Here is a 14,449-nt window from a genome sequence, read left to right as displayed (position 1 = left end):
AAGCACGGCCAATTTTATCTGTTGGCCGTTTCTTAACCCGCCATGCCCCACATGGGCACGAGGGTATCGAGACTTCGGCCGGAAACGGGAGAACCTGCGTGCACGGGCTGATCAACAGGGCGGTCCAGTCCTTCGTCTGCCTGACCTACGGGCGTGACCGCTGGCAAAGGGTGATGCGCGCGACCGGCCTCGACTTCGTCGAGTTCGAGGGCATGCTGACCTATGACGACGCGATCCTTGGGCAGGTGCTGGAGGTGCTGCGACAGGAACTCGACCGCCCGCTGGACGATATCCTGGAAGATATCGGGACCTTCCTCGTCTCCCATCCGGAAATGCAGCGTCTGCGCCGGCTCTTGCGCTTCAGCGGGGAAACCTATGTCGATTTCCTCCATTCGCTGGACGATTTGCCGGACCGCGCGCGCCTGGCGATTTCCGATCTGAAGATCCCGCCGCTGGACCTGCGGGAATTCGCGGCCGGCTGCTATTGCCTGAGCTGTGGCGTGGGCCTTCCCGGTTTCGGCCGTGTCCTGATCGGGGTGCTGCGGGCGATGGCCGACGATTACGGCGCGCTGGTCACGCTGCAATATGTCGGCAGCAACGGCCGGCAGGAACAGATCGCGATCACCCTGGTGAACAGCGCCTTTGCCGCAGGGCGCAGTTTCGACCTGGGGGCGCGCACCGCATGACCGAACCGACGGACCTGGCACGGATCCTGACACGGCTCTGCCCCATGTCGCTGATCGTGGACGACAGCGGGCACATCTTGGATGCAGGGCCGACCCTGCAGAAACTGTGCCCCGAAAGTCCGCTGGCAGGCCAGCGTATGCTGGACCTGTTTTGCGTGCTGCGCCCCCGGTCGGCCGTGTCTATGGACGACCTGATGGCCTTTCCCGCCGCCCAGTTGCGCCTGCAATTGCGGATGCCGCCGGCCACGACACTGAAAGGCGTGCTGGTGCCATTGCCGGACGGCGGCGCCGTGATCAACCTGTCCTTCGGGATCTCGGTCCTGGACGCGGTGCGGGACTTTTCGCTGACCAGTACCGATTTCGCGCCGACCGACCTGGCCATCGAACTGCTGTACCTGGTGGAGGCGAAATCCGCTGCGATGGAAGCGTCGCGCAAGCTGAACCTGCGGCTGCAGGGGGCCAAGATCGCGGCCGAGGAACAGGCCTTCACCGACACGCTGACCGGGTTGAAGAACCGCCGGGCTATGAACCACGTCCTGACCCGGCTCGAGGAAGCGGGCGCCGCGTTCTCGCTGATGCATCTGGATCTGGACTACTTCAAGGCGGTGAACGACTCGCTGGGCCATGCCGCGGGCGATCATGTCCTGCAACAGGCCGCCCGCATCATGGTCGAGGAAACGCGCCAGGGCGATACCGTGGCCCGGATCGGTGGCGACGAATTCGTCGTGGTCTTCGACAACCTGTCCGACCGCGCCCGGTTGGAGGCGATTGCCCGCCGGCTTATCGCCCGGCTGGAACAACCCATCCCGTTCGAAGGGCACGCGTGCCGGGTTTCGGCGAGTATCGGCATAGCGATTTCGTCCGAGGTCCGGGGCCTGATTGACGACGGGTTGCGACAGCGACGCGTCGGACGGATGGCGGGGGCCGGCCGTGCCGACAGGGACGGGGATCACGGGGCGCGGCCGTGCACCGACGGCGAGGCCGGTTCGTGCATGCTGCACCTGGCCGATCTCGCGCTCTACAAGGCCAAGCGCAGCGGCCGGGCCTGCCACCGCTTCTTCACCGAGGATTTCGTGGTGCCCGGGGGGATGGGGCCTTTTGACAGCCCGGACCTGTTGGTCCCGGGCGACCCCCGTCAGGCGCGCGGCAGCCCGGTGGCCCTGGCCAGCACCGTGGCGCCATTGGGCCGGTCGCTGAAGGCCTGATGCCCCGTGCAGGGTCCGTCAACGGTTCGGGCGTCTTTCCGCGCATTCGCCCCCGTTAGGCGCGCGTCTTTCCGCCGGTGACCCCTGTCGGCGGGAACCTTCGGATGAACAATTGCCGGCCGGGGGCGTTATTCCTGTCAGACCGGCCGCCAGCCCGGCGGTCTGGGAACCCAACTGAACGGGAGCGTCGAAGCCATGCGCGCAAGTTCCTTTGTCATTGCGGCTGCGGCCGCAATCGCCCTGACGGCCCCGGCACCCCGGGCCCGTGCAGACAATACCGCAGCCGTTGTCGGTGGCCTGGTGGTCGGCGGCCTGCTGATCAATGAAGTGGTGAAGCAGAACCGCGCCAAGCGGATCCAGCAGGAAAACGCAGCCTACCAGACCGGCGTCGCCGCCGCCCAGCAACAGGCCCGCACCACCAGCCCCGCACCGCGCCGGTCGGCACCCGCCATCTCTTCCGCACAGCGGGAACAGAACCGGCAGGTCCAGACGGCGCTGAACTTCTTCGGCTATGACGCCGGCAGCGTCGATGGCGTGATGGGGGCGCAAAGCCGATCGGCCGCGTCGCGCTATCAGGCCGACATGGGTGATGCAGCCGACGGCACCCTGTCGAAGGAGGAGACGCAGTTCCTGCTGTCGGGCTATCAGCGCGCCCGGGCAAGTGCGGGCGTGCCCCGCTATGACAACGTGATGGCGCAACAGGGTCCCGCCGGCCTTCTGCGTCTGTTCAAGGCTGAGGCCGAGGGTACCGCCTCGCTTGCGCCGGCGACCAGCGTGACGCCGCCGCCGGTGCCCGACCGGACCGCCGTGGCCGTAGCGGACGCCGTCACCCTGGCGCCGTTGCCGGTGGTGCGGACCGACTCGTGCGGTAACCCCGCCAGCGGCGGCCTGGACTGGCAGGCCTGTGTCGCCCGGGCCCATGCCGTTGCCGATGGCTCGTCGCTGGAAGCCGGGGTCACCAACATGACCCCCGACCAGATCAAGGCGCATTGCGAAGGTCTGGCCCAGGCGATGGCGCCCTATTCGAACGGCCTGCATGACGAACGGCCCAGTGCCGTGATCACCCAGGTGTCGGACTTCCTGGCCCGGTCGGGTCTGCCGGCGGAACAGGCCGTCGATACCGGCCAGGTTTGCCTGGGCGTCGGCTATCGCGAGGACATGCCGTCGGTGGCCATGGGATCTGCCCTGATGCTGGTCGGTGCCGGAGCCACAGGCTATTCCGAGGTCATCGGCCATCTGCTGCGGGACGGCAAAGGTGTGGACCGCGCAGATCCGAAGGCGGCCGAGGCCTGGCTGAACGAGGCCGTTGCCAATGCCGTGACCGCCGAAGGCGCGCCGGTGCTGGGCCAGACACGGGACCGGATGGCCGCGCTGGCCAGCGATGTGGCACGCTACAACTGACGCCTCAGTCAGTCGTGAAGGCACAACGGACCGGTCAGTGATCGGTCCGTTTTGCATGTGATGGCTGCAATGCGCCCCGGTTTGGCCCGAGAAAATACTGGCGCGAACTTCTGGGAGTTTTTGCAATCATTGCGGGATTTCTTGGCGCAACGGCTTGAAGCGGGGTCAAAAACCGTTCCGGGCCAATATCGGCAAGGACAATTCGGAACTGGGGATGCCGCACTTGACAGGTTGATCGGGCTTGATTCGTGTAGCGCGAAAAAATAAGGGCGTCTACGATTCATGAATAGATGGCCAGTTTCCGGCCCAGCTTTCACCTGCGCCACGCACAGGGCATTTGGGTCCTGAACGCCGCGCACCCAAGTTGGGTGCAAGCGAAATGCACTTGGTGTATGCTGCAATTGTGGCAGTTATACTCTGTGTCGGAGAAACGCTCCGCCATGCCGTTTTCGGTCCTGGGTCCGATGAAGCTTTCGTTGTCCATGGCGCCACCCTTCTGGGATCATTGGTTATTCTGCGCGGCGACGTCGTGTCCCTGTTTCGCCACCCGCGCGCTGGGCATTATTCCCGGATGGATTGCGGCTGGACTGCAAAACGCTCGGCGCTTGGTCTGGTTCTGGGCCCCGCGATCTGGTTGGTTCCGATCATGGCGGTCGGCGTTCTTAACTTCATCGGGAATTCCGACATAGTTGGCTTTTCTGGCTCCTCTGCCAAGGACATCTCGTTGCCAATTCCGGTTCCGATGGCGGGTCCGCTCTATCTTTCCTTCTTCGCCCAGGCCCTGGTTCTGGGTCTCTTTTTCCGCGAGGCGGCACTCAAGGCCTGCGAGGGGCGGGGCGGACCGGCGCTGCTGTTGTCAACGCTGTCGGTCTTTGCCTTTTCTCTTCCGGCGGGTGGCCCGGCTGCGCTGATGGCGGCGGGGCTGGGCCTGTGGCTGATGACCCTGCGCCTCTCCGGCGTGCACCTTTTTTGCGACGGTGATCGTGCAGGGGACCACTTTGGGTCTTCTTGCCGGGCTGCCGGGGTGGACGGCCAGTCTTTCCTGGCCCCTGGCCGGTCTTTGTTTTTCTGGCACGGTGATCCTGTCGGCGGTGCTGTGGCGGGTGATGGGGGCGCCGCGGGCGGAGTATCTGCGCCTTCGGACCGTGCGGCGGGTCGCGCAGGCCCATGCGCCGAAGCGAAGGGTGGCCCATGCCTGATGGCGCCTTCCCCCATGCCGAAACGGCCCTGACCGCGATCAAGCCGTCGCGCTATACCGTTCTGGTGCCGCTGCGCATGGGGCGCAGGCTGGCCTGCAACACGGTCACCCAGGCCTTTGCCGTCTGGGATGCGATGGAATCGGCGCGCTGGGCCGACCTGGTGAAGGCCGGGTCTTTGCCTTTCGTGGCGCCCTTCAGCGCCGCCAACATGTGGCTGTAAGCGGCGTTTCCTGGCCTGCCTTGGCGCATCAGGCCGGAGAGGCCGGGTGCGCCTTTTCGGTTACCGGTTGATGCGGGCCGCCGATGCCTTCGAATTGACGCATTTCTGCCCTCCGTCTTAACGCCACGTTCAGCCCGTTTCGCCAAGGTTTCCCCAATCCTGTCCGGGGAATGCCCCGGGCCAAGCGCTGAAACTGGACCGAAACGATGACAAGCACGCCTGCCTCCACGGCCTTTGCGATCAATCCCGTTCTGCTCAAGGCCCTGATCCTGGACGATGACCCGGTCGACCGGATGCGGTTGAAGAAGATCTGCAGCCAGACCGGCTTCAGCCTGGAAATCAGCGAAGCCAGCACCATTGACGAAATGCGGGACCTGCTGGAAGAGCCTTACGACTTTGCCTTCCTCGATTATCACCTGGGTATGGAAACCGGGCTGGACGCGCTGAAGGTGGTGCTGTCGCAGAAGGAACAGATCGACGTCGTCCCGATCATGCTGACCAGCGTCACCGACCATTCCGTTGCGGTCGAGGCGATGCGCCGGGGCTGCGCCGACTACCTGGTGAAGGAAGAGCTGTCGATCGACAGCCTGCGCAAGTCCATCATCACCTCGTTCGAACGGCGCATGTTCTATACCGCCATGGCCGATGCCCGCGACTTCCGGCGGAAAATGCAGCGGGCGATCAACCTCTTCAATCGCTCCTGCGGGCCGGAAATGCGGGAAATAATCTCTGCGACCCTGGTCCGCCTGAACGAATTCCACCGCATGGGCGACGACGGGAACCGGCTGGGCGAACATGCGATCCTTCTGGAACAGGGCTGTAAGGACATCGTCACGCTGATGGACAGCCTGACCGCCGTGGTCGAGGAAAGCCGGAAAGCCGAAACCGGGACCGTGAAACTGGTCAACGGCGTTCACTGATCGATGGTGGCTGGCAGTCCCTTTTCGCAACTGCGGGGCATGACCGAACCCGCCGGCGCCCTTGGCTGGGGAAGCCTGTCGCATCGGCTGGGCCTGGTGGCCCTGGGCGTCGTCTTCGTGGTATCGCTGACCTTCACCGCTCTGTTCGCGATCGAGGTGCGCCGCGATGCGCTGCAGGCGGCGGCTGCGCAGCTTGAACTGCGGGCGGCGCTGACGGCGGACCAGCTGTCGGATGCGCTGCTGGGCATGCGGAACGAAGCGGCAGAGCTGGCGCAGTTCTCGCCGGTGCAGGGCATCATGCGTGCCGCGTCCGCGCCCGACCGGCGCGATCCGGTGGACGGCACCGACCTTGAAGCATGGGAAGACCTCCTGGCCGAGGTCTTTCTGAACATGCTGCTGGTGAACCCGGAGTACAGCCAGGCCCGCTTCATCGGAAAGGCCGACAACTGGCGAGAACTGGTGCGCGTCGACCGCCGCGACGACGGAATTTTCAAGATCCCGCAGGCGGAGCTGCAGCAAAAAGGGGGCGAAGCCTATCTTGCCGGTATCGAAAGCGCGTCCGACAGCTATTTTTCCAGCATCACCTACAACCGCGAACATGGCCGGCGCGACGGACCCCCGACGATCCGGATGGTCCACCCGGTCCGCGACGGGAGCGGCACCTTGTTCGGTGCAATCATCCTGAACGCCCCCTACGAAAGCTTCATCTCCAGCGCGCTGAACCTTGAGACCCGGCAAACCGTGATCATCGACCGTTTCGGCAATTTCTTCGAGTTCATGGGGGCGGGCGGGCAGACCGGGTTCAAGTTCTTCAAGGATGAAGGCTGGCGTCCCAATCGTCTGGCAGGGATCGCCGCGGATCCGTCCAATTTCGGCCGGCCGATCCGGCAGGGGGGCGACCTGGCCTATCCGAAGCCCGTGACCGACCTGACGGGCAGCCTTGATCTGGGGATGGTCGTGATCCCGCTTGAGTCCCGCGAGGCGATCATCGCACCGGTCAACCGGATGCTGGGAATCGGGCTGGCTGTCTCGGTCCTGTTGTCGCTGCTGGCGCTGATCGCGACGACGCTAATCTGCGACAAGGTGACGGCGCCCTTGCGCCTCCTGGGCCAGGCGGTCGGTGAAGGACCCGATGCCTTGCGCAGATACAAGGTCGACGGGGGCCGCACGGACGAGGTCGGGCAACTGGCCATCGGTTTCGCTGCGCTGGGCCAGGAACTGGTCCGCCAGGCCGCCCGCTATGACCGGATCATCGACTATGCGGGGCAGGGGGTCCTGACCATCGATCCGGGCGGCACGATCCGGTCGGTCAACCGGGCAACAGCCCGGATCTTCGGCTACACGAAGGAAGAATTGCTGAACAGGCCGGTGACGTTGCTGATGGATCCCGCCAAGGCCCGGATCCACCAGCGGCATGTGACCACCGCCGCGCTGGGCATAGAAGGCCGGCGCATGGCGGACCGGCGGGAAATCTTCGGCCTGCGCAAGGACGGTTCGACCGTGCCCCTGGATGTCTCGGTCAGCCGGGCGGAATTCGATGGCGAAACCATTCTGATCGGCATCGTCAACGACATCACACAGCGCAAGATACGCGAGGACGAGCGTGCGGCCCTGGTCGAGGCGCTGGAGAGGTCGAATGCCGAACTGGACCAGTTCGCCTATGTTGCGGCACACGATCTGAAGGCGCCGCTGCGGGTGATCAACAATGCCTCGCGCTGGCTGGAGGAGGATCTTGAGCAGCACCTGACGGAGGACACGCGTGAAAGCCTGGATCTGCTGAAGTCGCGGTCGGCGCGGATGGAAAAGCTGCTGGATGCGCTGCTGGAACATTCGCGGATCGGCCGGACGGAGCACGCGACCAACCTGATCGGCGGCACCGCATTCGTCGAGGAACTGACCGAACTGCTGCGGGTCCCCGAAGGCATGTCCTTCGAAACCGCGGGCCCGTTCGATCGGGCCGAATTCCAGCGGATGCCATTGCTGACCGTTCTGCTTAACCTGGTCAGCAACGGCTTCAAGCATCACGACCTGCCAGACGGCCATGTCCGCCTATTGCTTGAGGACGCAGGCACGAACTGGCGTTTCACGGTCGAGGACAACGGCCCCGGCATCGATCCCCGCTACCACGACAAGGTCTTCCAGATCTTCCAGACCCTGCGCCCCCGGGACGAGGTCGACACCTCGGGCATGGGGCTCGCCATCGTGCAGAAGCAGGTGAAGGTTTCAGGCGGCTCCATTTCGCTGTCATCGGACGGCAGGCGCGGCACGGCATTCCGATTGTCATGGCCCAAATGCGCACCCCAACGGAGAGACGCTGCATGACTCTCGCGGAAGAGATATCGTTGATGAATGGCCCGCTGAACATCATCCTGATCGAAGACGACGACGGCGATGCCAAGGCCATCCGGCGCGCCTTCGGGAAGTCGGGGATCGCAAATCCGATCCATCGCATGCGCGACGGGGTCGAGGGGCTGGCTTTCCTGCGCGGCGAACTGGACATCCCGCCGCCCGAGCACTTCGTGATCCTGCTGGACGTCAACATGCCCCGAATGAACGGGATCGAGCTCCTGACCGAACTGCGTGCCGATCCTCAGCTGCGGCGCGCGCTGGTCGTCGTCCTGACCACATCCGACGACGAACGCGACATCATTGCGGCCTATGACGCCAATGTGGCGGGGTACATCCTGAAACGGAATGCGGGCTTCGATTTCCTGGAACTGGTCGGCACGCTGAACCAGTTCTGGAAGGTGGTGGTCATTCCTGCCGTGCAGGCGGTGGCACCGAACGGGGTGCGCACAGGATGAAGATCTTGATCATCGACGACGATGTCGGCGACAGAAAGACCTTGCGCCGCCTGTTGACCGCGCTGCCCTGGACGGTCGCCCCGACCGAGGCCAAGAGCGGCCGCGAGGCCCTGGCCTGCGCGGAGGAAGCCTTCGACTTCATCTTCCTGGACAATTGCCTTCCGGGCGAGGCCGGGATCGAGTTGATCGAGGAACTGGCCTGTCGCTGGCCCCATACGGCGGTATGCCTTCTGACCGGTCAGGGAAGCGAGGAACTGGCCAAGCTGTCGATCCAGCGCGGGGCAGTGGACTATATCGGCAAGGCTGCGCTGGACGGTCCTTTGCTGCAGCGCGTGATCGCCAACGGCCTCAAGATGGCTCAACTGCGCTCTAAGCTGGAAGATCAGCGCGCGGAACTGTCCGTGTTCTCGGAGGTGCTGGTGCACGACCTGAAGGCCCCGATCCGGTCGATCGGCTTCCTGCTGGACAAACTGGAAGAGGACCTGGGCCCCCCCCCAACCGAGGATGTGCGGGAAGACCTGGCTCTGCTGCACAGTTCCAACCGGCGGATGCGCGATCTTGTGGACAGCCTGGCCAGCCATGTCCGGCTGGACCGCGACGCGGTCCCGGACGTGACGACCACGGATTATGTCGCCAAGAGCGCGGAAATGGCCCTGCTGAGCGAGATCGAGGCGACTGGTGCCGAAATCGTGCTGGCGGGCGCCACGCTCCAGCTTCTGTGCAACGTGCCGCAGGTCATCCAGTTGTTCCAGAACCTTTTCGGAAATTCGATCAAATATGCCGGCAACAAGGCGCCCCGGATCAGGCTAGACTGGGAAAAGGAAGGGCAGGACATCCATTTCCGGGTGACGGACAACGGCATCGGCATCCCGCCGCGCTATCGCGAGACCATATTCGAACCGTTCAAGCGCCTGCCGGTTTCGGCCTCGGTCCCGGGGACGGGGCTTGGCCTGGCGACCTGTGCGAAGATCGTGAAACGCCATTCCGGCCAGATCTGGTGCGACCCGGATTTCCAGGACGGCAGCCGCATCCATGTGACCCTTCCGGACGGACTGAAGGCGCTGAAACGGACGGCCTGAACCGGCCCTGGCGGACGGCGTCCGGGGGCCTCTTCCGCGGCTGCCATCCCGGGCCGTCAGGATTTCGGTGCGCGACCCAAGACCGGCCGGTCTTTCCGTCGGAAAGCTGGCCGACCTCGTGTCTTCTTCTGTCCTGCTTGGGCCAAACGAAGCGACTGGACTGCTTGGGCCCTGGTTCAGGGCAATCGCGACCCCTGCAAACATGTTCCAGAAGGGAGCGCCGCCGCGAAGCGCGGGGTGCGAGCGTTAACTAGTCGTTGATCGACGGCCGCACGACGGAACGGCCGTCGTCGCACTGGAAGGCGGAGGGCCGAAAGCCCGCTGTCCAGGGACGAACCTGCCATGCGTGCTCGTGGCATGCGGTCGCCTCGTGCCGTGGCCTGGGGGCGCATCCATGGTCTGCGGCCTTCTCGGGACTTGGCGCCGCGCGCGCCGAAGGGTAGGAGGGCAACGCAATACCATGACAATTGCCTGCGGGTACCGGAAGGAACGACCATGACGACAGCCCTGCCTCCGTGCCCCGAATGCGGTTCGACCTTTACCTACGAGCTTGACGCCCTGTTGGTCTGCCCCGAGTGCGGCCACGAATGGCAAGCGGCGCCCGCGGACGACGACGGCGCCGTGGTCCGCGACAGCGTTGGCAACGTCCTGAAGGACGGCGATACGGTGACGGTGATCAAGGATCTCAAGGTCAAGGGATCGTCCTCTGTCATCAAGGTCGGAACCAAGGTGCGCGGCATCCGGCTTGTCGACGGCGATCACGACATCGACTGCAAGGTGCCGGGCATCGGACAGATGAGCCTGAAATCCCAGTTCGTGAAGAAAGTCGCGGACTGACCACGCCTTCGGCCTGTCATCCTGACGGACAGGGTCTCTAAGGCGGCGCGCACCCAAGCGCGGCCGTTGACATGGGCCGGCGCGCATATATGCGTTTCTGCACAGGCCTGCGGCGCCCCAAAGACCATGGCTCCATTCGTGACGCGGGGGGGCAGGGCCAATGAACAGGCCAACGGCACACGTCGAGACGAAGCGTCGATGCGCCCGGCGAAACGGGCGCGGCGCCGGGGCCGCATGGTGAGGTGCGCGAAAAGGGACTGAAATGGCGAAAGAGTCTTTCCAGCCGGTGCGCTCGGTCGAAAAGGCGCTTCGGATCCTTGAAGCGCTGAACCGGCGTGCCGTGGTCAAGGTTCGGTCGCTTTCCGAGGAAACGCAAATCCCGGCGCCGACCGTCGTTCGGTTGCTCGAGACGCTTGTCGCCTCGGGATATGTGCGAAAGATCGACCGGCAGGCCGGGTATTGCGTGACCGAGAAGATTGTCACCCTCGGGGCCGGGCATCACGGTTTGCCGATGATCTTCGAGAAGGCAAAAGCTGCCGCCGAGAACTATACAAAAAAACATCTGTGGCCGACCGCGATTGCAACCCTTGATGTCGATGCGCCGGTGATCCGGTTCAGCACCATCCCGATCAGTCCGCTTTCGCATTACCATTCGACGATCAATCAGCGGATGACCCTGTTGGAATACGCCCATGGCAGGGCCTATCTTTCGTACTGTCCCCAAGCCGAGCGGCGGCAGCTTATCGGTCTGCTCAAGCAATCGGTCGAAACGCGGGAAGAGGCGGCCGAGATCGAGCGCAGGGCCGCCTCGGTCGTGTCTTACACGCGTGCCAGCGGCTTCGGAGAGCGGACCGGAAACGTCATGCCGGAAACACACTCCATCGCTTTGCCGATTCACATGGGAGCGAAGATCATCGGCACGTTCGGCGTGACGTATTTCGCCAAAGCGAGGGTGGATGTCGCGGCGCTGAAGGACGGCCTGCGCGAGGCGATCCAGGCCTGTAGCTGAGCGTTCGGGATCAGCCGGACGCGATATGGGCGCCCGGGTCCCCGGGATAGACGGTGCGCGCGCGATTGTCATCCGCGCCCGATGCGATGATCGCGGGGTCAGCGGACAGGACATGGGCGCGATATGCGGCTGCCGAACGTGCGAGCGCCGCGTCCGTCACTTCGCGCACGCCGGTCAGCGAGAAGAGCGGCAGGTAGTGCATGCCGGTGTGACGTGCCAGCAGCTCGAACGGTGTCGTGATCTCTTCTAGGTTGTGGTGGTAACGCCCGTCCGGCCGATAATCATCCCCGTTCGATCCGGTGGAAATGGCGATGCCGAATGTCTTGAGCCTGAGCGCGCGGCCTCCCGGACCATACGCCCAGCCCCGCTGCCAGACCTCCATCAGCCAGGTCGAAAGCAAGGGCGGGCAGGAATACCAGTACAGGGGAAACTGAAAGACGATCCTGTCATGCGCCTCGACCAGCTTTTGTTCGGCAGCAATGTCGAAGCTGCCATCGCGGGCGCAGGCATGGATGTCGTGCAGGGTGACCCGGGGTTCGTTGCGCAGGCTGTCTGCCCAAGCGGCGTTTATCCGGCTTTTCGAGAGCGCGGGATGCGCGATGATGACAAGAGATTTTCCCATTATTTCAACCTTTTGAGCCTGGTCTGCCGGGCGAGGCAAGATGGGCCGGACGGTAGCTTGCAGGTGCTTCGGCGCTCAAGCGGCACGCGCCTGAATTTCACGATGTGAAATTGAATGAAGTTTCTGCTGCCCGCTTGGGGAAAGCATGAAATCACCGTGACAGACCCGAGTTCAGAATCCGGCTGGCACAGATCATGTTCGACAAAAGCGACCCCAGAAAATCCCTTGATGCATACGAAGCGCCGACTGGCCCGTTCGCGTTGCCGCAGTTCGCCGAGTTCGACGGTCAGCCGGCCGTCGAGCAGGGAGATGAGTGGAAGGCCTGGTACATCCGGTCGGGAAACCTGGTCCTCAGGTATGTCGAGGTCGATGGGACCGCGCGGTTCTCGCGCGACGGCCAGATCGACGAATACATGGTTTTCTCGCTCGACGAGGCGGTCGGTCTCTCGGTCTCGACCGAGGCCGGAGAAAGCGCGACCCAGACTGGCGCGCATCTGTTCGTCGTTCCGCCCGGACAAAGCCAGGTGGAGATCACCGGAACGGGCAGCGTGACCTTCCTGTTCACGACCCGTGCCGAAGAACTGGTCGCGAAATGCCCGAATGCCGAAGCCTATGACGATACGCCGTCGCTGTTGCCGCCATTTCAGCCGTGGCCCGATCCGCCCGCCGGTTTTGTCTTGCGCCACTATGCGCTCGACGTGCCGATGGAGGAGGGACGTTTCGGGCGGCTGTTTCGCTGCACCACAATGATGGTGAATGTGCTTTACCCGCAGATCGGGCCGCGCGACACCAGCCGTGTATCGCCACATTTCCACAACAGTTTCGAGCAGATCTCGCTGACGCTGGATGGCGAGTTCGAGCATCACCTGCGCTGGCCCAGAACATCGGACAAGGCGCACTGGATCGAGGATCAGGTGGTGCGCTGCGGCAGTCCTTCGGTGCTGGTGATCCCGCCGCCGTCGATTCACACGACGCTCTGGACCGGGGCGGGCAGCAACCAGATCGTCGACATCTTCTCGCCTCCGCGGATGGATTTCTCTTGCCGCGAGGGATGGGTCCTGAACCACGACGATTATCCCGTCGCGCGGACCGAGATCGAATGATGACCGCTGCCGATCACATGCACCTTGTTCGCCTTCTCGAACTCCAGCTGCGCGACTATTGGCACGAGGTGGATTCCAATCAGGGCCGGGCGGCGCATCTGTTCTACACCGACGACGCCCTGTTCGAGGTGCCGCCCGATACCGTCTATTCCGGGCGTGAGGGGATTGCCGCCTTCTATCGTTATCGCGTTGCGCGGGGCCCGCGCACGGCGCTTCACGTGATCAACAATTTCCGGCTTGGCGAAACCGCGCCGGGCGAGGCGGCGGCGACCTGGTATCTTCAGCTTTTTGCCGCTGACGGCCACCCGCCGCACAGCGGCACGCAACCGATCATGGTTGCACGGATGACCGACCTGCACAGGCAACAGCCCGATGGCGGATGGCTCTGCGCGCGCCGCCGGTTCGACACAATGTTCAAGGATGGCATTCCGATCACGACCATGCCGGACGGCACAGCGGGAGCGCAGCAATGACCCGGCCGAGCTTCCGGAACCGGTTTGCCGCAGGCGAGCGGCTGCTGGGCAGTTTCGTCAAGTCCGCGTCGGTCTCGTCCATCGAAATCCTGGCCCTGGCGGGGTTCGATTTCGTGATCATCGACGAGGAGCACGCACCGATCGGGCGGGAAAGCACCGATGTTCTTCTTCTGGCGGCGCGGGCCCACGGGATACCGGCCCTTGTTCGGGTCCGCGACAACGCCGCGCCGGATATCCTGTCGGCGCTGGATTGCGGCGCGGATGGCGTTCTGGTGCCTCATGTCCGCTCGACCGGGGCGGCGGAACGGATGGTGACGGCGGCCTTCTATGGCATCGGCCGGCGCGGATTTTCACCGTCGGGGCGTGCCGGAGGTTATGGCAACACGACGCTGAAGGGGCACATCGCATCGCAGGACGAGAAGATTGCCCTTGTCGCCATGATAGAAGACCCGGAAGCGGTGGTCGCAATCGACGATATCCTTCGGACCGAAGGCGTGGAAGGGATCTTCATCGGGCGGGGTGACCTGGCGGCGGCGATGGGGGCCGAAACGATGAACGATCCGCAGGTCGAGGACGCCGTGAACCGGATTCTGGCCGCGGCACAAGCCGCCGGCAAGCCCGTCTGCATGATGGCGGAAACGCCCGCCATGGCCGACGCGTTTGCAGCCCGGGGCGCAAGCGCCTTCGTCATCGGGTCCGATCAGGGATTTCTGAAGAACGGTGCGTCAGAGGCGCGGCATGCGTTCGCGGCGGGCCAGCCGACCGTGTCGCCCGGGACGGCCAGACGAAGGCCTCCGGAGCCGGAGCCCGAGAGACACTGAATGTCGTCGCGTCCTGCTGGACGCCCGAAACCAACCGCGTCCCGGAGGACGGGCGCAATGCAGCAAGATC

General features: G+C 64.3%; 15 protein-coding genes. 14 read left to right on the top strand and 1 reads right to left on the bottom strand.

Annotated elements, in window-relative coordinates; genetic code table 11:
* The first annotated feature begins 98 nt into the window (after window positions 1–98).
* The 11 genes from FQK05_RS03820 to FQK05_RS03770 all read left to right on the top strand — a co-directional run bounded on the left by FQK05_RS03820 (window position 99) and on the right by FQK05_RS03770 (window position 11,360).
* Entirely contained in the window at window positions 99–686 is a 588-nt protein-coding gene (locus FQK05_RS03820; protein WP_158964525.1) for a heme NO-binding domain-containing protein, read from the top strand.
* On the top strand, window positions 683–1,891 hold the full coding sequence (locus FQK05_RS03815; RefSeq protein ID WP_325063850.1) for a diguanylate cyclase domain-containing protein: 1,209 nt from the start codon (window positions 683–685) through the stop codon (window positions 1,889–1,891). Before FQK05_RS03820 ends, FQK05_RS03815 begins: the two co-directional genes overlap by 4 nt.
* A gap of 195 nt (window positions 1,892–2,086) precedes the next feature.
* On the top strand, window positions 2,087–3,292 hold the full coding sequence (locus FQK05_RS03810; protein ID WP_158964524.1) for a peptidoglycan-binding domain-containing protein: 1,206 nt from the start codon (window positions 2,087–2,089) through the stop codon (window positions 3,290–3,292).
* A gap of 385 nt (window positions 3,293–3,677) precedes the next feature.
* The gene (locus FQK05_RS03805) at window positions 3,678–4,523 is read left to right on the top strand and encodes a hypothetical protein (protein ID WP_158964523.1); all 846 of its coding nucleotides are present in this window, start codon (window positions 3,678–3,680) and stop codon (window positions 4,521–4,523) included.
* Entirely contained in the window at window positions 4,484–4,711 is a 228-nt protein-coding gene (locus FQK05_RS03800; RefSeq protein WP_158964522.1) for a hypothetical protein, read from the top strand. The genes FQK05_RS03805 and FQK05_RS03800 overlap by 40 nt, the downstream gene beginning before the upstream one ends.
* A gap of 206 nt (window positions 4,712–4,917) precedes the next feature.
* Window positions 4,918–5,631 (top strand): response regulator, encoded by a 714-nt coding sequence (locus FQK05_RS03795; protein ID WP_158964521.1) that lies wholly within the window; start codon window positions 4,918–4,920, stop codon window positions 5,629–5,631.
* Between the two features lie 39 nt (window positions 5,632–5,670).
* Window positions 5,671–7,953 carry a sensor histidine kinase gene (locus tag FQK05_RS03790; protein ID WP_158964520.1) on the top strand — a complete coding sequence of 761 codons (2,283 nt, stop codon included), beginning with the start codon at window positions 5,671–5,673 and terminating at the stop codon, window positions 7,951–7,953.
* On the top strand, window positions 7,950–8,435 hold the full coding sequence (locus FQK05_RS03785) for a response regulator (protein WP_233270346.1): 486 nt from the start codon (window positions 7,950–7,952) through the stop codon (window positions 8,433–8,435). The genes FQK05_RS03790 and FQK05_RS03785 overlap by 4 nt, the downstream gene beginning before the upstream one ends.
* Complete coding sequence (locus FQK05_RS03780) at window positions 8,432–9,514, top strand: sensor histidine kinase (protein WP_158964519.1); 1,083 nt, start codon at window positions 8,432–8,434, stop codon at window positions 9,512–9,514. Before FQK05_RS03785 ends, FQK05_RS03780 begins: the two co-directional genes overlap by 4 nt.
* 495 nt (window positions 9,515–10,009) lie before the next feature.
* Window positions 10,010–10,351, top strand: coding sequence for a zinc ribbon domain-containing protein YjdM (locus FQK05_RS03775; protein ID WP_158964518.1), 342 nt, complete (start codon window positions 10,010–10,012; stop codon window positions 10,349–10,351).
* Window positions 10,352–10,613: 262 nt separating this feature from the next.
* Window positions 10,614–11,360, top strand: coding sequence for a DNA-binding transcriptional regulator (locus tag FQK05_RS03770; RefSeq protein WP_158964517.1), 747 nt, complete (start codon window positions 10,614–10,616; stop codon window positions 11,358–11,360).
* A 10-nt stretch (window positions 11,361–11,370) separates the two neighbouring features.
* On the opposite strand, the gene FQK05_RS03765 is transcribed toward FQK05_RS03770, so the two are convergent.
* Window positions 11,371–11,982, bottom strand: a complete 612-nt coding sequence (locus FQK05_RS03765) for an NAD(P)H-dependent oxidoreductase (RefSeq protein ID WP_158964516.1) — start codon at window positions 11,980–11,982, stop codon at window positions 11,371–11,373.
* 194 nt (window positions 11,983–12,176) lie between these two features.
* On the opposite strand from FQK05_RS03765, the gene FQK05_RS03760 reads away from it, so the two are divergent.
* The 3 genes from FQK05_RS03760 to FQK05_RS03750 are packed head-to-tail and all read left to right on the top strand — an operon-like array spanning window position 12,177 to window position 14,379.
* Window positions 12,177–13,085, top strand: coding sequence for a cupin domain-containing protein (locus FQK05_RS03760; protein ID WP_158964515.1), 909 nt, complete (start codon window positions 12,177–12,179; stop codon window positions 13,083–13,085).
* Complete coding sequence (locus FQK05_RS03755) at window positions 13,085–13,558, top strand: YybH family protein (protein ID WP_233270345.1); 474 nt, start codon at window positions 13,085–13,087, stop codon at window positions 13,556–13,558. Before FQK05_RS03760 ends, FQK05_RS03755 begins: the two co-directional genes overlap by 1 nt.
* A complete protein-coding gene (locus FQK05_RS03750; RefSeq protein WP_158964513.1) occupies window positions 13,555–14,379 on the top strand; it encodes an HpcH/HpaI aldolase family protein in 825 nt (274 codons plus the stop codon). Before FQK05_RS03755 ends, FQK05_RS03750 begins: the two co-directional genes overlap by 4 nt.
* Window positions 14,380–14,449: the final 70 nt, after the last annotated feature.

The sequence above is a fragment of the Chachezhania sediminis genome, from assembly GCF_009765275.1.
In the GTDB taxonomy this organism is placed as follows: domain Bacteria; phylum Pseudomonadota; class Alphaproteobacteria; order Rhodobacterales; family Rhodobacteraceae; genus Chachezhania; species Chachezhania sediminis.
This window is presented reverse-complemented; position numbering and strand designations above follow the sequence as displayed.

Bases quoted from the DNA above. Each gene is read 5' to 3' on its own strand.
- FQK05_RS03775 (WP_158964518.1), top strand. From the start codon at position 10,010: ATGACGACAGCCCTGCCTCCGTGCCCCGAATGCGGTTCGACCTTTACC.
- FQK05_RS03750 (WP_158964513.1), top strand. From the start codon at position 13,555: ATGACCCGGCCGAGCTTCCGGAACCGGTTTGCCGCAGGCGAGCGGCTG.
- FQK05_RS03760 (WP_158964515.1), top strand. From the start codon at position 12,177: ATGTTCGACAAAAGCGACCCCAGAAAATCCCTTGATGCATACGAAGCG.
- FQK05_RS03800 (WP_158964522.1), top strand. From the start codon at position 4,484: ATGCCTGATGGCGCCTTCCCCCATGCCGAAACGGCCCTGACCGCGATC.
- FQK05_RS03770 (WP_158964517.1), top strand. From the start codon at position 10,614: ATGGCGAAAGAGTCTTTCCAGCCGGTGCGCTCGGTCGAAAAGGCGCTT.
- FQK05_RS03785 (WP_233270346.1), top strand. From the start codon at position 7,950: ATGACTCTCGCGGAAGAGATATCGTTGATGAATGGCCCGCTGAACATC.
- FQK05_RS03790 (WP_158964520.1), top strand. From the start codon at position 5,671: ATGACCGAACCCGCCGGCGCCCTTGGCTGGGGAAGCCTGTCGCATCGG.
- FQK05_RS03765 (WP_158964516.1), bottom strand. From the start codon at position 11,982: ATGGGAAAATCTCTTGTCATCATCGCGCATCCCGCGCTCTCGAAAAGC.
- FQK05_RS03810 (WP_158964524.1), top strand. From the start codon at position 2,087: ATGCGCGCAAGTTCCTTTGTCATTGCGGCTGCGGCCGCAATCGCCCTG.
- FQK05_RS03795 (WP_158964521.1), top strand. From the start codon at position 4,918: ATGACAAGCACGCCTGCCTCCACGGCCTTTGCGATCAATCCCGTTCTG.
- FQK05_RS03780 (WP_158964519.1), top strand. From the start codon at position 8,432: ATGAAGATCTTGATCATCGACGACGATGTCGGCGACAGAAAGACCTTG.
- FQK05_RS03755 (WP_233270345.1), top strand. From the start codon at position 13,085: ATGACCGCTGCCGATCACATGCACCTTGTTCGCCTTCTCGAACTCCAG.
- FQK05_RS03815 (WP_325063850.1), top strand. From the start codon at position 683: ATGACCGAACCGACGGACCTGGCACGGATCCTGACACGGCTCTGCCCC.